Annotated in this window: 17 protein-coding genes; 11 read left to right on the forward strand and 6 right to left on the reverse strand. The window is 62.0% G+C overall.

Going from position 1 to position 18,066, the window contains the following annotated elements; all coding sequences use genetic code 11:
- The first annotated feature begins 227 nt into the window (after positions 1-227).
- From MLD24_RS14325 to MLD24_RS14335, 3 genes are all read left to right on the forward strand, one after another.
- Positions 228-434 carry a bacterioferritin-associated ferredoxin gene (locus MLD24_RS14325; protein ID WP_227173537.1) on the forward strand — a complete coding sequence of 69 codons (207 nt, stop codon included), beginning with the start codon at positions 228-230 and terminating at the stop codon, positions 432-434.
- Between the two features lie 173 nt (positions 435-607).
- Positions 608-1,084: a bacterioferritin gene (gene bfr, locus MLD24_RS14330; protein ID WP_227173538.1), complete on the forward strand. Its 477-nt coding sequence runs from the start codon at positions 608-610 to the stop codon at positions 1,082-1,084.
- Between the two features lie 507 nt (positions 1,085-1,591).
- Positions 1,592-2,959 carry a phosphohexomutase domain-containing protein gene (locus MLD24_RS14335; protein ID WP_248167384.1) on the forward strand — a complete coding sequence of 456 codons (1,368 nt, stop codon included), beginning with the start codon at positions 1,592-1,594 and terminating at the stop codon, positions 2,957-2,959.
- A 51-nt stretch (positions 2,960-3,010) separates the two neighbouring features.
- On the opposite strand, the gene MLD24_RS14340 is transcribed toward MLD24_RS14335, so the two are convergent.
- Complete coding sequence (locus MLD24_RS14340) at positions 3,011-3,367, reverse strand: hypothetical protein (protein ID WP_227173542.1); 357 nt, start codon at positions 3,365-3,367, stop codon at positions 3,011-3,013.
- 104 nt (positions 3,368-3,471) lie between these two features.
- Between MLD24_RS14340 and MLD24_RS14345 the strand changes: the two genes are divergently transcribed.
- Positions 3,472-3,900, forward strand: a complete 429-nt coding sequence (locus MLD24_RS14345; protein ID WP_227173544.1) for a c-type cytochrome — start codon at positions 3,472-3,474, stop codon at positions 3,898-3,900.
- 120 nt (positions 3,901-4,020) lie between these two features.
- On the opposite strand, the gene rep is transcribed toward MLD24_RS14345, so the two are convergent.
- The gene (gene rep, locus MLD24_RS14350; RefSeq protein WP_227173546.1) at positions 4,021-6,039 is read right to left on the reverse strand and encodes a DNA helicase Rep; all 2,019 of its coding nucleotides are present in this window, start codon (positions 6,037-6,039) and stop codon (positions 4,021-4,023) included.
- A gap of 166 nt (positions 6,040-6,205) precedes the next feature.
- On the opposite strand from rep, the gene MLD24_RS14355 reads away from it, so the two are divergent.
- The 4 genes from MLD24_RS14355 (at position 6,206) to rmf (ending at position 12,372) form a co-directional block, all read left to right on the forward strand.
- Positions 6,206-7,942, forward strand: coding sequence for a GGDEF domain-containing response regulator (locus MLD24_RS14355; protein ID WP_248167386.1), 1,737 nt, complete (start codon positions 6,206-6,208; stop codon positions 7,940-7,942).
- Positions 7,943-7,989: 47 nt separating this feature from the next.
- Positions 7,990-10,320 (forward strand): Tex family protein, encoded by a 2,331-nt coding sequence (locus MLD24_RS14360; protein ID WP_248167388.1) that lies wholly within the window; start codon positions 7,990-7,992, stop codon positions 10,318-10,320.
- A gap of 73 nt (positions 10,321-10,393) precedes the next feature.
- The gene (gene gshA / locus MLD24_RS14365; RefSeq protein ID WP_248167390.1) at positions 10,394-11,950 is read left to right on the forward strand and encodes a glutamate--cysteine ligase; all 1,557 of its coding nucleotides are present in this window, start codon (positions 10,394-10,396) and stop codon (positions 11,948-11,950) included.
- Between the two features lie 203 nt (positions 11,951-12,153).
- A complete protein-coding gene (rmf, locus tag MLD24_RS14370; RefSeq protein WP_248167392.1) occupies positions 12,154-12,372 on the forward strand; it encodes a ribosome modulation factor in 219 nt (72 codons plus the stop codon).
- 45 nt (positions 12,373-12,417) lie between these two features.
- Here the strand turns inward: rmf and MLD24_RS14375 are convergent, their stop codons facing one another.
- On the reverse strand, positions 12,418-12,849 hold the full coding sequence (locus MLD24_RS14375) for a flagellar basal body-associated FliL family protein (protein WP_227173554.1): 432 nt from the start codon (positions 12,847-12,849) through the stop codon (positions 12,418-12,420).
- Positions 12,850-13,041: 192 nt separating this feature from the next.
- On the opposite strand from MLD24_RS14375, the gene MLD24_RS14380 reads away from it, so the two are divergent.
- Together MLD24_RS14380 and rsd are read left to right on the forward strand one after the other, a co-directional pair.
- Positions 13,042-13,539, forward strand: coding sequence for a disulfide bond formation protein B (locus MLD24_RS14380; protein ID WP_248167393.1), 498 nt, complete (start codon positions 13,042-13,044; stop codon positions 13,537-13,539).
- A gap of 169 nt (positions 13,540-13,708) precedes the next feature.
- Positions 13,709-14,194: a sigma D regulator gene (gene rsd / locus MLD24_RS14385; protein WP_227173558.1), complete on the forward strand. Its 486-nt coding sequence runs from the start codon at positions 13,709-13,711 to the stop codon at positions 14,192-14,194.
- Between the two features lie 63 nt (positions 14,195-14,257).
- Here rsd and bamJ read toward each other — a convergent pair whose 3' ends face one another.
- The 3 genes from bamJ to MLD24_RS14400 all read right to left on the reverse strand — a co-directional run bounded on the left by bamJ (position 14,258) and on the right by MLD24_RS14400 (position 16,019).
- Positions 14,258-14,968, reverse strand: a complete 711-nt coding sequence (gene bamJ / locus MLD24_RS14390; RefSeq protein ID WP_227173560.1) for a BamJ family beta-barrel-assembly machinery protein — start codon at positions 14,966-14,968, stop codon at positions 14,258-14,260.
- A 161-nt stretch (positions 14,969-15,129) separates the two neighbouring features.
- Positions 15,130-15,504, reverse strand: a complete 375-nt coding sequence (locus MLD24_RS14395) for a DUF4124 domain-containing protein (RefSeq protein ID WP_227173561.1) — start codon at positions 15,502-15,504, stop codon at positions 15,130-15,132.
- Complete coding sequence (locus MLD24_RS14400; RefSeq protein WP_248167396.1) at positions 15,501-16,019, reverse strand: TIGR02444 family protein; 519 nt, start codon at positions 16,017-16,019, stop codon at positions 15,501-15,503. The genes MLD24_RS14395 and MLD24_RS14400 overlap by 4 nt, the downstream gene beginning before the upstream one ends.
- A gap of 94 nt (positions 16,020-16,113) precedes the next feature.
- On the opposite strand from MLD24_RS14400, the gene MLD24_RS14405 reads away from it, so the two are divergent.
- Positions 16,114-18,051, forward strand: a complete 1,938-nt coding sequence (locus tag MLD24_RS14405; RefSeq protein WP_248167399.1) for an ATP-binding cassette domain-containing protein — start codon at positions 16,114-16,116, stop codon at positions 18,049-18,051.
- Positions 18,052-18,066 lie beyond the last annotated feature (15 nt).

Consider the following 18,066-nt stretch of genomic DNA (forward strand, 5'->3'; position numbering starts at 1 on the left):
CTTGCCTTGCCTTGCCTTGCCTTGTCATGTCATGTCATGTCATGTCCGGCGGCTGGGGGGCATTCGCTGCCTGCCGGTCACCGCAGGGCGATTTGAAAAAAGCAGTCAGGGCAAGGGGTTATAGAGGCGCTGGAAAACGTTCATTTTTCGGGCAGAAAAAGCTTGCATTCGGGCATGTGAATAACAATAATTATCACTAAGTTTGATCGTCCCGAGAGTTTTTGACTATGTACGTTTGCCTCTGCCACGGTGTGACCGACCGCGACATTCGCGAAGCTGCTGAGAACGGTGTCAGTTCCATGCGCCAGTTGGGCAAGGAGCTCGGGGTCGGTCGTCAATGTGGTCGCTGTGCCTGCCACGCCCGGGAAATTCTCCGCGAAATCAATACGCCGGACTACCTCGCCCTCGCCGGTATGCTGGCCCAGCCTGCCTGAGTCCGGTTACCCCCGCCGCAGCTTGCCTGGCTGGGGCACTTGCCTTTCCGGCGCCTTCCTAAGTTGCTGAAACCTCTCTGATTGAGACGTATTTTCTGCTGCGATTTTTTATTGCGGTGGTTCGGTCTATCCTGAGTGTTCAGGCCGATCATGAGAGAGAGGAGACCCCGGCAATGAAAGGTGACAAGAAGGTCATCCAGCATCTGAACAAGGTGCTTTGCAACGAACTGACTGCAATCAACCAGTACTTCCTCCATTCCCGGATGTATAAGGACTGGGGCATCACCAAGCTGGCGGCAAAGGAATACGAAGAATCCATCGACGAGATGAAGCACGCCGATGCGCTGATCGAGCGGATTCTGTTCCTCGAAGGCCTGCCCAACCTGCAGGACCTCAACAAGCTGCTGATCGGTGAGAACGTCGAGGAAATGTTGGCGTGTGACCTCAAGCTGGAGCAGACTGCCCACGAGGATCTGATCGAAGCGATCACTTACTGTGAGCAGGTGAAAGACTACACCAGCCGTCAGCTGTTCCGCTCCATTCTCGACAGTGAAGAAGAGCACATCGACTGGCTGGAAACCCAGATGGAGCTGATCAGCCAGATGGGCATCCAGAACTACGTCCAGCTCCAGTCCAGCGCGGCGGAGTAAGGATCTAGTGTCCCGTCTGGTTAATTCGTTGACTTACTGAGCCGCTGACAACCCGAAGGGCTAGGCGTGCTGGTGACGGTTTGGTGGTTCCAAATCGAGACAGTACAACGACGCTATTCGGGTTGTCAGTGGCGCCCGAAGGGCTTGTCTCTGAGGGCTCTGAGCCTGTGTTGCCACTGTTTGATGTGGAACCACCACATCGGCACAGCGGCGCCTTGGTCAGAACCCTCAGAGACAAGCAGTCAGTTAACGAATTAACCAGACGGGACACTGGGGGCCGTTTACTGCCCCTTTACGCCCGGGCCGACACTGTCAGCCCGGGCGTTTTCGTTTCAGATGGCGGCTTGCTCCCGGTCACATCGTTTCTTCGAGTGCTTTCTGTTCGAACGCTCCTTGTTCGAGCACTTCCTGTTCGACACTTCCTGCCCTGCACGGCCCGGCAAATACCGCTAGAATGGCGGCTCCGATCACCCATGCCCTTCCGGGCAAGCCTGGAGACCTGCTGAAATGGATCTGTCCTGTTTCAAAGCCTACGACCTGCGTGGTCGTGTGCCCGAGCAACTGAACCCCGAACTGGCGGAACGTATCGGCCGAGCCTATGTGGACGTCACCGGCGCCCGTCGGGTGATCGTTGGTTACGATATCCGGCTGTCCAGTCCGGCCATCGCCGAGGCCCTAACCGCTGGCCTGGTGGCGGCCGGCGCCGATGTCTATGACATCGGTCTGGGCGGCACCGAGCAGGTGTACTTCGCCACCAGCCACTATGGTATGGACGGCGGCATCATGGTCACCGCCAGTCACAACCCCAAAGATCACAACGGCATGAAACTGGTGGCTGCGGAGTCCCGGCCTATCAGCTCCGACACTGGCCTCAATGACATCCGTGACCGGGTAGCGGGCGATTTCGAGGATGCGGCGGAGCGGGGCAAGGTGCAGTCGCTGGCGGTGATGGCGGACTACGTTGCCCATCTGCTGGGGTACATCGACACCGGCTCACTGGCGCCGATGAAGATTGTGGTCAACGCCGGTAACGGCGGTGCCGGGCTGGTGATCGACGCGCTGGAAGCGAGCCTGCCGTTTGAGTTCATCAAGGTACACCACCAGCCGGACGGCGCCTTCCCCAACGGCGTGCCCAACCCGATCCTGGAAGACAATCGCGCCGCCACCGCCGAAGCGGTGATCGCCCACGGCGCGGCCATGGGCATTGCCTGGGATGGCGACTACGACCGCTGCTTCTTCTTCGACGAGAACGGCCGCTTCATCGAGGGCTACTACATCGTTGGCCTGCTGGCGGACCAGTTCCTGCGCAAGACCGGCGGCGGCAAGGTGATCCACGATCCGCGGCTGACCTGGAACACCCTCGACCTGGTGGCCAGCGCCGGCGGCGAGGCCATCGAGAGCAAGACCGGCCACGCCTTCATCAAACAGCGGATGCGGGATGAGGATGCGGTTTACGGCGGCGAAATGAGCGCCCACCATTACTTCCGCGATTTTGCCTACTGCGACAGTGGCATGATCCCCTGGTTGTTGGTGGCGGAGCGGCTGTGCCAGTCCGGCCAGACCCTGTCGTCACTGATTGATGCCCGCATTGAGGCCTACCCGGCCAGTGGTGAAATCAATCGCACCATCGACAACCCGCCGGCGGTGATTGCTGCGATTGAGCAGCAGTATGGCGCCGACGCGCTGTCTGTCAGCCACGTCGATGGGCTGAGTGTGGAATTTGATCGCTGGCGCTTCAATCTGCGTATGTCCAACACCGAACCGGTGGTACGGCTGAACGTGGAGGCCCGTGCCGATCGCGGGTTGATGCAGGCCAAGACCGACGAACTGCTGGCCGCCATGGAACGACTGAACGGCGAAATCGGTCAGGCCTGAGTCATCGGCGAGAGTGGCCTGTCCCCCGGTGAGTCTGGGTGGCGCCCTGGTTCAGCCCTGGATGCTGAACCAGGTCTGGGCGATGCCATAGCCCCAGACGCCGAGCAGGGTGAGGGCCAGCAGGCCGAACACCAGCTGGTGGCGGCCGCGCCGCTCGGGACTGGCGCTGGCCACCCAGCGCAGGTACATCAGCCCGATGAAGCTGGCGAATACCGCCAGACTGGCGGCCGCAGGGATCAGCAGCCAGCCCGGATGGACCGGGTCGTTGGCCTGGCCCTGCTGACCGAGCAGGGCCATTGAGCCCACCAGCAGCGCCAGTGCGCCGAACTCAACCAGCAGCAGGCGTTTACGCCAGGGCGATGGCTGGGGCGGGGACGTGGCCTGATGCCGGGAACTGATCTGGGACATGGTTGGCTCCATATTTCCGTGACTGTTGGTTTTTTTGCCAGCCCGCAATCGCTATAATGCGCGGCAGAATATTATAACGCTCTGATGCGAGGTGCATTGTGAAGATGAAGAACGTTCTGGCGAGCGCACTGGCTGTCGTGCTGCTCAGTCTGGGTCTGTCAGCTGGTACCGCCCTGGCAAGTGTCGAAGACGATATCCGTGCGCGTATCGCGCCGGTGGGCGAAATCTGCCTGCAGGGTGATGATGAGTGTGGGGCGGCTCCCGCACCCGCGGCGTCTGCCAGCTCTGGCCCACGTTCCGGTGATGCAGTTTACAATGCTGTGTGCACGGCCTGCCATGCCACGGGTGCCGCCGGTGCTCCGGTTGTGGGTGACGCTGGTGCCTGGGGACCTCGCATCGACAAGGGGCTGGACACCCTGATTGGCCACGCCATCAACGGCTTCAATGCCATGCCGGCCAAGGGCGGCTGCGCCAGCTGTCCGGATGAAGAAATCCAGGCTGCCGTTGAGTACATGGTCGAGCAGAGCAAGTAACAACGGCTCAATCGGCCTGCCCGGTGCGGGCCGAAGTTAGCTGGACAAAAAAGGGGTCGGAACCAACGTTCCGACCCCTTTTTTGTTGTTTTGGTTTTCACGTTCCGGCGCTTTTTCGTTTTACCCCTCAAGATCCCCGAGCAGTGCGCTCAGGGTGGCTTTGCCCTTCTTCTGGTTGGCTTCCTGATCCAGGTCGCCGGTGCCTTCCCAGATCACGTCCTCTTCCGGCAACTCATCGAGGAAGCGACTGGGGATGGTCTCGATCTTTTCGCCGTATTGCTTGCGCTGGGCGGCGTAGGTCAGGCTCAGGGTTTCCCGGGCGCGGGTGATACCGACGTACATCAGCCGGCGCTCTTCCTCAATGTTTCCTTCTTCGATGCTGGCGCGGTGGGGCAGGATTTCTTCCTCCAGGCCCATGATGTAGACGTGGGGGAACTCCAGACCCTTGGAGGCGTGCAGGGTCAGCAACTGGACCTTGTCGCTGTCGTCCTCTTCCTCGCGTTGTTCCATCATATCCCGCAGGATCAGTTTGCTGATGGCATCTTCGATGCCGAGTTCATCCGCCGTGCCCTTACCGTCGTCCAGCATGCGCTGGATCGAGTCCACCAGGTACCAGATGTTGGCCATCCGCCGTTCCGCCTGCTTGGGGGTGTTGGCGTGTTGATGCAGCCACTCCTCGTACTCGATGTCGGTGAACAGCTGCTTGATCACCGGAATCGGGTCTTCCTCGTGGATGCGGCGGCAGATGGTGTCGACCCAGTGGGCGAAGCGCCGCAGCCGGTCCAGGCCCTTTTCGGTGACGTGGGTCTCCGCCCCCATGTCGCCCAGTGCGCGGAACAGGCTGACATTGCGGCTTCGGGCGTAGTGGCTCAGCTGCTCGAGCGTGCGTGGGCCGATTTCCCGGCGGGGGACGTTCACCACCCGCAGGAAGGCGGCGTCGTCGTCCGGGTTGACCAGCAGTCGCAGGTAGGACATGGCGTCCTTGATCTCGTTCTTGGAGAAGAACGACTGGCCGCCGGAAATGCGGTAGGGAATCTGGTAGGCCTGCAGTTTCATCTCCAGCAACCGGGCCTGGTGGTTGCCCCGATAGAGCACCGCGAAATCCCGCCACTCCAGGCCCTGCTTGAGTTTCTGGTCGATGATCTCGGTGGCCACCCGTTCCACCTCGGCATCCTCGTTGCGACAGCGCAAGACGCGGATTTCCTCGCCAATGGTGTGGTCACTCCACAGTGCTTTTTCAAACTCGTGGGGGTTGTTGGCGATGACGGTGTTGGCGCAGCGCAGGATACGGCTGGTGGAGCGGTAGTTCTGCTCCAGTTTGACGATCTTCAGGCTGGGAAAGTCCACCTTGAGCTGCGCCAGGTTTTCCGGCCGGGCGCCGCGCCAGGCGTAGATGGACTGATCGTCATCGCCCACCACGGTAAAGGCGGCGCGGTCGGCTACCAGTAGCTTGACCAGCTCGTATTGGCAGATGTTGGTGTCCTGGTATTCGTCCACCAGCATGTAGCGGATCTTGCGCTGCCACTTGGCGAGAATGTCCGGGTACTCGCGAAACAGTTGCACCGGCAGCAGGATCAGGTCGTCAAAGTCCACCGCGTTGTAGGCCTTGAGGTACTCGGTGTACTTGCCGTAAATCAGGGCGATCCGCTGTTCGCGCTCATCCGCCGCCCGGCTCAGCGCGTCGCCGGGGCGGCGCATGGCGTTCTTCCAGTTGGAGATGGTCATCTGAACCTCGCCCACCTCGTCTCCGGCCTCAGCGCTGCCGTCGCTCATCATCAGGTCCTGCAGCAGGGCCTTGGCATCTTCGGCGTCGAACAGGGAAAATCCGGGGTGATAACCCAGGTGGGCATGCTCCTCGCGGATCATGTTCAGTCCCAGGTTATGGAAGGTCGAGACGGTCAGCCCCCGGGCCAGCTTGCGGTCTACCAGCCGGGTGACCCGCTCCTTCATTTCCCGAGCGGCCTTGTTGGTGAAGGTGACCGCAGCGATGTGGCGTCCGGGAATGCCCACTTCCTCAATCAGGTAGGCCATCTTGCGGGTGATCACGCTGGTCTTGCCACTGCCTGCGCCGGCCAGAACCAGCAGGGGGCCGTCGACGTAGTGAACCGCTTCGCGCTGACGGGGGTTGAGCTTGGACACAGGGCACCTGGGGAGTGAAAACGGGATCGGATATTCTACACCAGCCTGGGTTGCTGTACCTTGTTCGGCTTTCAGCTATTCTAGATAGGGAGTTTCCGAAGGTCCTGGCTGTTGCTGTCCCGCGCCTGTCGGAGCATTGAACTGCCATGGGAACGGATCATCCGGTATGACACCGCCACAAGAATCTGCCAGCGCCAGCCAGGTACGCATTCTGGTGCTCACCCCCGAGCACGTAGAGTTCCGTTGGTACAGCGCCCTGCTGGATCGCGAGCCGGAACTGGAGGTGGACCTCACCTGGTGTCCCGATCTGGTGGACTGCGAGGACCTGCTACGCAACGCCCAGTTTGACATCATTCTCTGGGATTGCGTGTTCCATGGTGGGTCCGGCGAGGCCTTCCTGCAGTATCTGGCCGTCTCCGGCCACGACCGTCCGGTGCTGGCCATCAGCGCCGACCACGCCGCCGACCGAGCCCCCGAACTGTTGCGCCATGGTGCCGCCGACTACCTCTGCAAGAGTGAGCTGAACCAGTGGTCCCTGGGTAGGGCGGTACGCTGTCTGTGGTATCGCAGCCAGCTTGGCCGGGCGGAACAGGGCCAGCTGCGGCGGGAAGTGGCCAGCGGCTTCATCAACCGGGATCTATTTTTCGATCGCCTGCAGCAGGCGTTGCTGCGGGCCGAGCGGGGCCGCCACCGGCTGGCGCTGTTGCACATCAATCTTGACGACTTCCGCACCCTGAACGAGTCCTTCGGCTACCAGAAGAGTGACCAGTTGATGCTGAAACTGGCGGAACGCCTGCGCAGCAGCCTGCGGCGGGTGGATTCGCTGATGCGTATCGGCGGTGACGAGTTCGCCATCATCATCGAAAAGGTGGAGGATTCGCTGGATGTGACCCAGGTTATCCGCAAGGTGGTCAGCAGCCTGGATGAACCGCTGACCGTCGCCGGCCAGACCGTGATGGTCAGTGCCAGCGTCGGCGTCGCCACCTACCCGGAAGCCGGGGAAACGCCGGAGAACCTGCTGCGCCGGGCCAATCGGGCGATGTTCGAGGCCAAGCGTGATCCCGGCACCAGTTACCGCTTCTACGACCAGCAGCTGCACATCAGCGCCGGCTACCAGTTGCGGCTGGAAGCGGACCTGCGCAATGCCTTGCGGGGTCAGGAGCTGGAGCTGTACTACCAGCCCCGTATCGACCTGGCCACGGAAGAAGTGCGGGGAGTTGAGTGCCTGATCCGCTGGAATCACCCGGAGCGGGGGCTGGTACGGCCGGATGAGTTTATTCCTGCCGCAGAGCGCAGTGGTCTGATCGTACCGATCGGCTATTGGGTGATTGAGCAGGCCTGCGAACGGCTGAAACAGGCGACGGACCTCGGCCACCCGGGGCTGGTGTTTGCGGTTAACCTGTCGTTCCGCCAGTTCCATGACCGCAAGATGACCGAAACCATCTTCCGCATCATCTACAACGCCAACGTCGACACCAGCCTGCTGGAACTGGAGCTGACCGAAAGCGCGATGATGCACGATCTGGACTACGCCCGCCGTTGCCTGCGGGAGCTGAACCAGCTGGGTGTCAGCTTTGCCCTCGATGATTTCGGCACCGGTTTTTCCTCCCTCAGCAACCTCCAGCACCTACCCATCTCGCTGCTCAAGATCGATAAATCCTTCGTCCAGGACCTGGGCCACACCGCCGATGCCGAGCACATCATCCGTGCCATCATCAGCCTGGCCCACAGCCTTCAGATAAGCGTGGTGGCGGAGGGTGTGGAGACCGAAGGACAGCTTGAATTCCTGCGTCAGCAGCACTGTGATGAGATCCAGGGTTACTATTTCGCCCGCCCGATGCCCTGGGACGACCTGGTCAAATTCCTGCAGAACCAGAGCCAAGCGGCTTGCCTGCAATCATAACGCCCTGTATTTTTGCGCTTTGGTTTTGACGCATCAGTAGAGGTGGCATGAACAGTATTTCCCAGCGCATTGCCGACGAACTCGGAGTCCGTGAACAGCAGGTCGACGCCACGGTGGCCATGCTGGACGAGGGCGCAACCGTGCCTTTCATCGCCCGTTACCGGAAAGAGGTGACCGGCTCTCTCGACGACGGCCAGTTGCGAACCCTGGAAGAACGGCTGCGCTACCTGCGGGAGCTGGAAGACCGCCGCGGTGCCATCCTCAAGAGCATCGACGAGCAGGGCAAGCTCACGGACGAACTCAAGGCGGCGATCGCCAGTGCCGACACCAAGAACCGCCTGGAAGACCTCTACCTGCCCTACAAGCCCAAACGCCGTACCAAGGCCCAGATTGCCCGGGAAGCGGGCCTGGAGCCGCTGGCGGACGCCCTCTATGACGATCCTGCCAACGAGCCCGAGGCCCTGGCGGCAGATTACGTCAACGCCGAGGCCGGCGTGGCCGATACCAAGGCAGCCCTCGACGGTGCCCGCTATATCCTGATGGAGCGCTTTGCCGAGGACGCCGAACTGCTGGGACAACTGCGGGACTTTATCTGGCAGCAGGGCCAGCTCAAGGTGACGGTGGTGGAAGGCAAAGAAACCGAGGGTGCCAAGTTCCGCGATTACTTTGACCATGTCGAACCGCTGAAGAAGGTGCCGTCCCACCGGGCCCTGGCGATCCTGCGCGGGCGTAACGAGGGCATCCTGACCTACAGCATTGTGGTGGGTGAGGGCGAAGACGACCGCCGTCAGTCGCATCCGGCCGAGCAGCGTATCGCTGGCCACTGGAACATCCGTGACAACGGCCGTGCTGCCGACAAGTGGCTGTCGGACGTGGTGCGCTGGACCTGGCGGGTGAAGCTGTCGACCCAGATTGAAACCGACCTGATGGCGCAGGTGCGTGAAACCGCCGAAGCCGAGGCCATCAACGTCTTTGCCGCCAACCTCAAGGATCTGTTGCTGCTGGCACCGGCTGGTCCCCGTGCCACCCTGGGCCTGGACCCGGGACTGCGTACCGGGGTCAAGGTGGCGATTATCGATGGTACCGGTGAGGTTGCCGGTCACGGCGCGATTTTCCCCCATGCCCCGAAGAACCAGTGGGACCGCTCCATCGAGCAACTGGCTGCCTGGTGCAAGCAGTACAAGATCGAACTGGTGGCCATCGGCAACGGCACCGCCTCGCGGGAAACCGAGAAGCTGGTGGCTGACCTGATCAAGCGTTACCCGGACCTCAACCTGGCCCGTATTGTGGTGAACGAGTCCGGCGCCTCCATCTACTCCGCATCCGAGTTCGCCGCCCGCGAGCTGCCGGACCTGGACGTCACCATCCGTGGCGCGGTGTCCATCGCCCGCCGCCTGCAGGACCCGCTGGCGGAACTGGTGAAGATCGAACCCAAGTCCATCGGCGTGGGCCAGTACCAGCACGACGTATCCCAGGTGCAGCTCGCCCGCAGCCTGGATGCGGTGGTGGAGGACTGTGTTAACGGCGTTGGGGTGGATCTCAACACCGCTTCGGTACCGCTGCTGGCGCGGGTGTCCGGTCTGAATCAGACCATTGCCCAGAACATCGTCGATTTCCGCAGTCGCAACGGTGTGTTCCGCAACCGCAAACAGCTGATGGAGGTCAGTCGCCTGGGCGCACGTACCTTCGAGCAGGCTGCCGGCTTCCTGCGCATCGCCACCGGCGATAACCCGCTGGACCGTTCGTCGGTGCACCCGGAGGCCTACGGCGTGGTGGAGGCGATTGCCGCCAAGAGCGGCCGCGACGTCGCCAGCATCGTCGGCGACTCGGCGTTCCTGCGCAGCCTCAAGCCGGAAGAGTTTGTCACCGAGCAGTTTGGTCTGCCGACGGTGAAGGACATCCTTGCCGAGCTTGAGAAGCCCGGACGTGACCCACGGCCGGAGTTCCGCTTCGCCAGCTTTGAAGAAGGGGTGGAAACCCTCAAGGACCTCAAGGCCGGGATGGTGCTGGAAGGCACCGTCACCAACGTCACCAATTTCGGTGCCTTTGTTGATATCGGCGTACACCAGGACGGTCTGGTGCACATCTCGGCGTTGTCGCACCAGTTCGTCAACGACCCTCGTGAGGTGGTGAAGGCGGGGGATATCGTCAAGGTCAAGGTGATGGACGTGGACATTCCCCGCAAGCGTATCGCGCTCTCCATGCGGATGGACGACCAGCCCGGAGAGAAGAGCCAAAGCGACAGCCGTGGTAGTCGCAACGCCGGTCGTGGAGCACAGCCGCGGCAGGGTAAGGGCGGTCGGGACCAGAAAGCGCCCCAGGGCGCGATGGCCGGTGCGCTGGCCCAGGCCCTGGCGTCGGCCCGCAAAGGCAGCTAACTCAGGGAGCCGGCGTGGCCGGCTCCAACGTATTCAACCCCGGTCTGCGGTCCGGGGTCAGCAGGAGTGATTCATGGGGGATTCCCGGCACCAGCTTTTCCGCCAGTTCACCGCCGGCCAGTGGCACGGCTTCCGTAAAGGGGTTGAAAAGGAAGGATTGCGGGCGGACGCCCGGGGCTTTATCGCCCAGACTCCCCACCCACGGGCGCTGGGTTCCACCCTGACTCACCCGCGGATCACCACCGACTACTCCGAGTCCCTGCTGGAGCTGATCACCCCGGTCTGCGACAGTACCGAGGCGCTGCTGGAATCGCTGTGGGAAACCCACCATTTTGTCCACCAGCACCTGGGGGACGAGGTGTTCTGGGCCGCCAGCATGCCCTGCGAGCTTGACGGTGACCCCAGCATTCCGATTGCCGAGTACGGCAGCTCCAATGTTGGTCAGCTCAAGCACGTCTATCGCCAGGGGCTGGCGGTACGCTATGGCCGGATGATGCAGAGCATCGCCGGTGCCCACTACAACCTGTCGTTCCCGGACAGCTTCTGGCAGCAGTGGCAGCAGGCCCTGGGCGACGGGCGTTCGCTGCAGGACTTCAAGTCGGACCAGTATTTCTGGCTGGTGCGCAACTTCCGCCGGCGCAGCTGGTTGCTGATGCTGTTGTTCGGCGCCTCACCGGCACTGGATGCCAGCTTCGTGGACGGTGTCAGCCATCACCTGGAGCGGTTTGACGATCACACCTGGTTTGGGGCTGATGCCACCTCTCTGCGGATGGGCGATCTGGGTTACCACAACAACGCCCAGGCATCCCTCAACATCTGTTTCAACGAGCTGAAGACCTACACCAACACCCTGGCCCAGGCCATCCGTACTCCCTGGCCGGCCTATGAGAAGATCGGTACCCGCGACGGCGACCGATTCATCCAGATCAACACCAGCATCCTGCAGATCGAGAACGAGTACTACAGCGCCATTCGTCCCAAACGCACCACCGAGCGCGAGGAAAAGCCAATACAGGCGCTGGATGCTCGTGGCGTGGAGTATGTGGAGGTGCGCTGCCTCGATCTGGACCCGTTCTCGCCGTTGGGGGTCAGCGCCGGTCAGCTGGACTTCCTGGACCTGTTCCTGCTGGATTGCCTGCTGTCCGACAGTGGCTGGATCGATGACGACGAGTGCGTTCACCTCGACGACAATTACAAAGACGTGGTCAGCCGTGGCCGCGACCAGAACCTCAACCTGGCCTGCCGTAACCAGCCGATGCCACTGATGGATGCCGCCCGGCGTCTGGTGGACGGTCTGGCGCCTTTGGCTGAACAACTGGATCAGTGGCAGGGCGGCGACCGGTACCGTCGGGCCCTGGCGGAGCAGGCGGACAAGCTGACCGACACCGGCCGGTTGCCGTCGGCCCGGGTGCTGGCGGCCATGCGTGAAGAGGGGCTGGGGCACCGTGACTGGGTAATGGCGATGTCGCAGCGGCACCAGGCGGCTTTCCGTTCGCAAGCCCTGGCGCCGGCGACCCAGCAGGCCTATGAGCGGATGACCGAGGCGTCACTGGCGGAGCAGGCGGCAATCGAGGCGGCGGAAACGCAGTCGTTCGAGGACTACCTGGCGGAATACCTGTCAGATCGGTAATGCACTGATTTTGAAGTTCTTTAAAGAGCGTCGCTGATGCCGTTCGGTACCCCGGTCACGGTTGCAGCGGACCTGGTACACAAAAAATGAACAGCTGTTTGTCAACACCCGTAACCACTGTTAGCTTTTGTTACATCGTGTAGTAAGTCTTTCCCAGTCCACACCTCATCAGTGGCTGGCTCAGGCGATGACAGGAGGCGGACATGGCAAGGGATATCAAGCTGGGTTGGGACGTTGAGTCCCTCAACAAGGCGTATCGTCAGGGCAGCATGGCGGCGGAGATGGGCATGCCGCGGGAGCGTTGCCCTTACCGCGGGGACGTGGTGATTGCGGCCTGGGAAGCCGGCTGGGAAGACGCCACCGAGGCCGCGGCTGAAGCAGCGGCGGCCAGACAGGACGATTTCTTCTCCCGCATCGCCTGAACCACCGCGCTCATCCAGGCGCGGAACCGGCCTCTCAGAGGTTCTCTAGCGCTGAACCACGAACGTGGTGAAGATAACGTCGTCAATCCGGGTGCCCGTCTGCTGCTCGTCCAGCACCGCGTTGATGCGGCTCAGGGCTTCCGCCCGCAGGCTGTCCTTGCCTTCGGCCGAGGTCAGCTGATCCAGGTCTGACTGCTCTCCAAACAGCATCACCAGTTCGTGCCGCAGCCTTGGCATGTGGGTTTCCACGGCCGGCCGGGTGTTGGCGCTGGATGCCCGCAGGGTGATCTCCGTTTTCAGGTACTTCAGTTTCCGGTCCGGTGTGCCCACGTTGGTGACGAACGCCGGCTCCATGGCGATGTAGTCGGTGACTTGGGCGGCTTCCTCGCCTTCCTCTTCATCGTCGGCGGCCCAGGCCGGCGTCAGAGCCGTCGCCATCAGGCTGAATGCAAGCAGGGTAAAGCGAAGAAATGACATAACGTTCATAGGCTTGATGTTCTGTAGCGGTTGCGGTTAAGTGGCCAGCACAACGGGTGCGGACAGCATAGCAGGCTGCCGGTTTGCTTGCAGCAGCGTGTCTGGGCGAAGTTTGGGCGGTTGTGGATCTTATCAGCGGGTTGCCGGTCATACCGGCTCGCGCGCCCGTGGTCTGACAGTTACTTCGAGAGGATGGAACGTTTGAATCGTCGATTGGTGTTTTTCCTGGTCTTTGTGGTGTGTGCCGGTCTGCTGGCGACCGCTTTCTACATGGAACACGTGCAGGGACTGGAACCCTGTCCGCTGTGCTGGATGCAGCGCTTTGCGTTTATGGCGGTCGGGCTGGTGAGCCTGGTGGCTGCACTGCATAACCCGGGCCCCCTGGGTGGCCGCATCTATGGCCTGTCGCTGGCTGTCGCCGCCGGTGGTGGTCTGGGGCTGGCAGGGCGCCAGCTGTGGCTGCAGAGCCTGCCGGCGGATCAGGTGCCTGCCTGTGGCCCCTCGGTGGATTACATGCTGGAGGTGTTCCCGCTGGGAGAGGTGCTGGCGATGGCGATCCGCGGTACCGGCGACTGTGCCGAGGTGGTGTGGCGCTTTCTGGGCCTGAGCATTCCGGGCTGGACGGCACTGTTCTTTGGTGTGCTGGTCATCGTTGGTCTGGTGATGCTGGTGCGTCCCGGACAGCGCTGATCTGGCTCCGCCAAAAAGGTCGTTTGCTATCCAAATTTTGCAGTTGCTACCCCGGCGCGGCTTGGGGTAACTTGATTTGCACGGGCCACCGTTATTGGCGGCTCGGCCCGTCTGTGCTGAAAACAACAATCAATTGCAGCAGCAACGGAAGAAGTCACCGGGAGGCGTCATGTTAGAGAATTGCCGCAATGCCAAGGAGCGTTGGGGAGGGGTCAGCGAGCTGATCGACCGTTGGCTCAAGGAGCGACAGGAGTTGATCGTCCATTACTGCGAGCTGTCCGGAGCAGACAGTGACGCGCCTACCGAGGCGGTAGTGGCCAAGTTTGTGCGGCTTTGCGAGATCCTGGTGGACTATGTGTCGGCCGGCCACTTTGAGGTCTATGAGCAGTTGATCCACGAGGCCAAGGAGTTTAACGACGGCGGCCTGGAGCTGGCGGCCAAGCTCTATCCCAGACTGGAGCAGACCACTGAGGTGGCACTGAATTTCAATGATCGCCTGGATGGCGGTGAACTGACGGACACCGAGGTGCGGGAGCTGTTCAGCGAACTGTCCCAACTGGGTGAGACTCTGGAAAGCCGGTTTGAAATGGAAGACGTGCTGATCGAGCAGTTGCACAACGTTCATGCCGATCAGGTGATGTCTTCGTCCGCCTGAGGCGGGAGTGGCCGGCAGCCAGGGACTGACTGCCGGTGAGATAGGCTGGAGTGCGGGTCCGGATCAGGACTCCGGATTGATTTCCAGCAGTTCCACGTCAAAGATCAGGGTTTCGTTGGGACCGATGGCGCGGTTGCCGCCCGGGCCGTACGCCAGATCTGACGGGATATACAGCTTGTAGCGGCTGCCTTCCGGCATCAGCTGCAGGCCTTCGGTCCAGCCCGGGATAACCTGGTTCAGACCGAAGGTTACCGGCTCGCCGCGCTCGCGGGAGCTGTCGAACACCTCGCCTGAGATCAGTTCACCGGTGTAGTGCACCTTGACCTTGTCGTCGGCGGTGGGCATGTCGCCTTCAGCGGCTTCAACCACTTCGTACTGCAGGCCGGATTCGGTGGTCATCACACCGTCACGCTCGGCGTTTTCCTTGAGGAACGTTTCGCCGGCGGTCTTGTTGTCTTCCGCCAGTTGTTCCATCTGCGCAACCTGCTCTTCCTGCATCTGCTTCTGGTAGTCCATCAGCGCCTGCTGGATCTCTTCGCGGGTCATCCGGTTGACATTTTCATCGCCGGCGTGGCCGTGCTGGATACCCTGAAGGAACTGATCCATCTGCAGGTCCGGCAGATCATTGCGCATGCGCTCGCCCAGCACCAGACCCATGCCGTAGCTGACTTTCTGGTGGTTGTCGTTCAGCTCGGGCTCCGGTGCCGGCTGGTTGGCGGCGGTACAACCGCCGAGGATGCCAGCGGTCGCTACGGCGATTAGCGTCTTCTTCATTGGATCGTCCTTAGTGTTGATGCATCGATGATGAATGATGACGGAAAAGGTAACCGGTTCAGCACTCAGATGCCACTGAACGGACGTTAATCGTTTGCCGTGGTCAACAAAGCTGAGAAGTGAGGGCGAGCCTCTCTGAACCTGTTAGCCATCCTTGGCCGTCAGCTATCCTTGCCCGGGCTCAGGGCGAAGGGGGCGTGATAGGGGGATTGCCAGTCGGTTTCCGGGTCGCCGGACGACAGGTTGGGCAGCCCCTGGTTGGGTTCGACCGCGAGGGCATTCCAGGGCCCTTTCTCCGGTGGAGTGTCGGCGTAATGCCAGCCACCGTCGCTGTCCTGCCATTTGAAGATCACATCCGGGCCGTCCAGTGGTACCGGAGATGGCACCAATCCTTCGAAGGCGGGGATCTTTTCGTCGGGGGATTCGGTTGCATCCGTGCTGGCGACGGTCTCCGGGTCGGTGATGCCGAAAAAAATCAGCAGCAACAGCAGCCCAAGAGCCGGAAACGCCAGTCTGATCAGCCATCGCATTATCATGGCCTGCTTGCTCCGTTGGGGGAGAGCCGGAAAAAGTGCCGGCTCAGTTCCGCCAGCCGTCGCTCGGTCTCCGTATCCTGTGGTTCCGGGGGCGCCGCCTTGCGGAGATTGTCCCGGATCAGTTGTTCTGTTGGCGCGGCGCTGGCGGTGGTGGCGAGGGTATGGTGAAACACCAGGGCCAGCTCCATTCGTTCCGCCTCCAGCTCGGCGCTGGCCACTTTGCTGCGCAGGCTGGCGATTGTGCTGTGCTCCCTGGGCAGCTGTTTTCGCAGCTGTCGCAGGGGGGCGGTCACTTCGGTGCGCCACTGCAACACCACTGCTGACTCGCTGGTGAAGGCCTGGCCCAGAGACGCTTGCCAGGCCGCGGCCAGCAGCCGGGTGACACTCCAGCCTCGGCCCTGGAGCGCCAGGCAGTGCTGTTCAACCGCCGGAATTGTCCAGGCCGCCAGCGCAAACCGCCATAGGGGATTGTCCGGTTCCAGGGTTGCCGGCAATGGCGTCCATTGTGCGGTCATGCGGTGCCCACGGCGTTGGTGCGATGGCTGCCGGCTGGGACCTTGATGATCGCCAGTGTTCTGGCATTCAGCGGGTTCCTGATAGAATGCCGGCATGCTTACGATAACAGATCTCAGTTTACAACGCGGCGGCGTCTGGTTGCTAGAGAGCGCCAATCTGACCGTTCAACCTGGCGACCGGGTCGCCATTGTGGGTGCCAATGGTGCCGGAAAGTCCAGCTTGTTCAAGCTGTTGCTGGGCCAGTTGAGTCAGGAGCAGGGGGATGTGTCGCTGCCTGGCGGCTGCCGCATCGCTCACATGGCCCAGGAATTTGAGGCCAGCGAGCGCTCGGCCCGGGACTTTGTCCTCGATGGCGATCTGGAGCTGCGGCGTATGGAAGCGGAGTTGGCGGCTGCCGAAGCTGCCAGTGACGACCATGCCATCGCCCGGCTACACGGTGAGCTGGATCTCTATCAGGCCTGGGATGCTCCCCGGCGCGCCGAAAGCCTGATCCGTGGCCTGGGCTTTGCCGGCAGTGATATCGAGCGTCCGGTGTCGGCGTTCAGTGGCGGCTGGCGGATTCGCCTCAACCTGGCCCAGGCGCTGATGCGGCCGTCCGACCTTTTGCTGCTCGACGAGCCCACCAACCACCTCGATCTGGATGCCTGCCTGTGGCTGGAGGGGTGGCTGCGCCGTTACCCCGGTACCCTGCTGTTCATCTCCCACGACCGGGATTTCATGGATCGGGTGGCAACCCATGTCGTGCACTTTGAGCGCAAGGGGCTGAACGCCTACAGCGGCAACTACTCGGCATTTGAGCGGCAGCGCAGCGAACGCCTGGCCCAGCAGCAGGCCAACTACGAACGCCAGCAGTCCGAGATCGCCCAGATTGAGCGCTTTATCAGCCGCTTCAAGGCCAAGGCCAGCAAGGCCCGTCAGGCCCAGAGCCGGGTCAAGGCGCTGGAGCGGATGGAGAAGATCGCACCGGCCCACGTCGATTCGCCGTTCAGCTTCCAGTTCCCGGTGGCGGACAAGGTGTCCAGCCCGTTGCTGTCGATCCGACAGGGCGAAGCCGGCCATGGCGATCGGGTGGTGTTGTCCGGTCTCAATCTGTCCCTGCTGCCCGGCTCCCGGGTGGGCCTGCTGGGCCCCAATGGCGCCGGCAAGTCGACGTTGATCGATGCATTGCGGGGGGAGGCGACCCTGCTGGCCGGGGAACGCAACCCCGGCGAGAACCTGGCGGTGGGCTACTTTGCCCAGCACCAGCTGGAGGCGCTGGATCTGGACGCCAGCCCGTTCCTGCATCTGCAGCGGCTGGCGCCAACCGCCTCTGAGCAACGGATCCGCAATTTCTTGGGTGGCTTCAATTTCCATGGCGATGAGGCGTTGTCGCCGATCCGGTCGTTTTCCGGGGGGGAGAAAGCGCGGGTTGCCCTGGCGACCATCGCCTGGCAGAAGCCCAACCTGCTGTTGCTGGACGAGCCCACCAACCATCTCGACCTGGAAATGCGCCAGGCCCTGACCATGGCGTTGCAGGACTTTGATGGCGCCATTGTGGTGGTCTCCCACGACCGCCATCTGCTGCGGAACACGGTGGATGAGTTCTGGCTGGTCAACGACGGCGGCGTGACGGAATACGACGGTGATCTGGAGGATTACGAGCGCTGGCTGGCCGAGCGCCGCAAGGACGATGGCGAGCCACCCAGACGTCAGGCCGAGCCGGACCAGGCTGATGCATCACCGGTGCTCGCCGGCCTCAGTGCCGACGAGCGCAAGGCCAAGAAGCGGGCCGAGGCGGCGCTGCGGCAGCAGATCAGCCCCTACCGCAAGCGTCAGACGACGCTGGAAAAGCAGATGGAAAAACTGCAGCAGACCCTTGCTGAACTGGAAGCGGCCCTGTCCCAGCCCGAGGTGTATGAGGCCGAGAACAAGGACCGGCTGAAAACCCTGCTGGCCGAACAGGCCAGTTGCAAGGCCGATCTGGACGAGGCCGAAGCGGAATGGCTGGACGTCAGTGAGACCGTTGAGACGATGGAAGCCGGGTTGGTGTAACCCGGCAATCCGCTT

Source organism: Marinobacter xestospongiae, from assembly GCF_023156385.1.
Taxonomy (GTDB): domain Bacteria; phylum Pseudomonadota; class Gammaproteobacteria; order Pseudomonadales; family Oleiphilaceae; genus Marinobacter; species Marinobacter xestospongiae.

Bases quoted from the DNA above. Each gene is read 5' to 3' on its own strand.
- MLD24_RS14395 (WP_227173561.1), bottom strand. From the start codon at position 15,504: ATGATAATGCGATGGCTGATCAGACTGGCGTTTCCGGCTCTTGGGCTG.
- MLD24_RS14340 (WP_227173542.1), bottom strand. From the start codon at position 3,367: ATGTCCCAGATCAGTTCCCGGCATCAGGCCACGTCCCCGCCCCAGCCA.
- MLD24_RS14400 (WP_248167396.1), bottom strand. From the start codon at position 16,019: ATGACCGCACAATGGACGCCATTGCCGGCAACCCTGGAACCGGACAAT.
- rmf (WP_248167392.1), top strand. From the start codon at position 12,154: ATGGCAAGGGATATCAAGCTGGGTTGGGACGTTGAGTCCCTCAACAAG.
- rsd (WP_227173558.1), top strand. From the start codon at position 13,709: ATGTTAGAGAATTGCCGCAATGCCAAGGAGCGTTGGGGAGGGGTCAGC.
- MLD24_RS14355 (WP_248167386.1), top strand. From the start codon at position 6,206: ATGACACCGCCACAAGAATCTGCCAGCGCCAGCCAGGTACGCATTCTG.
- MLD24_RS14335 (WP_248167384.1), top strand. From the start codon at position 1,592: ATGGATCTGTCCTGTTTCAAAGCCTACGACCTGCGTGGTCGTGTGCCC.
- MLD24_RS14380 (WP_248167393.1), top strand. From the start codon at position 13,042: ATGGAACGTTTGAATCGTCGATTGGTGTTTTTCCTGGTCTTTGTGGTG.
- MLD24_RS14405 (WP_248167399.1), top strand. From the start codon at position 16,114: ATGCTTACGATAACAGATCTCAGTTTACAACGCGGCGGCGTCTGGTTG.
- gshA (WP_248167390.1), top strand. From the start codon at position 10,394: ATGGGGGATTCCCGGCACCAGCTTTTCCGCCAGTTCACCGCCGGCCAG.
- MLD24_RS14345 (WP_227173544.1), top strand. From the start codon at position 3,472: ATGAAGAACGTTCTGGCGAGCGCACTGGCTGTCGTGCTGCTCAGTCTG.
- bamJ (WP_227173560.1), bottom strand. From the start codon at position 14,968: ATGAAGAAGACGCTAATCGCCGTAGCGACCGCTGGCATCCTCGGCGGT.
- bfr (WP_227173538.1), top strand. From the start codon at position 608: ATGAAAGGTGACAAGAAGGTCATCCAGCATCTGAACAAGGTGCTTTGC.
- MLD24_RS14375 (WP_227173554.1), bottom strand. From the start codon at position 12,849: ATGTCATTTCTTCGCTTTACCCTGCTTGCATTCAGCCTGATGGCGACG.
- MLD24_RS14360 (WP_248167388.1), top strand. From the start codon at position 7,990: ATGAACAGTATTTCCCAGCGCATTGCCGACGAACTCGGAGTCCGTGAA.
- MLD24_RS14325 (WP_227173537.1), top strand. From the start codon at position 228: ATGTACGTTTGCCTCTGCCACGGTGTGACCGACCGCGACATTCGCGAA.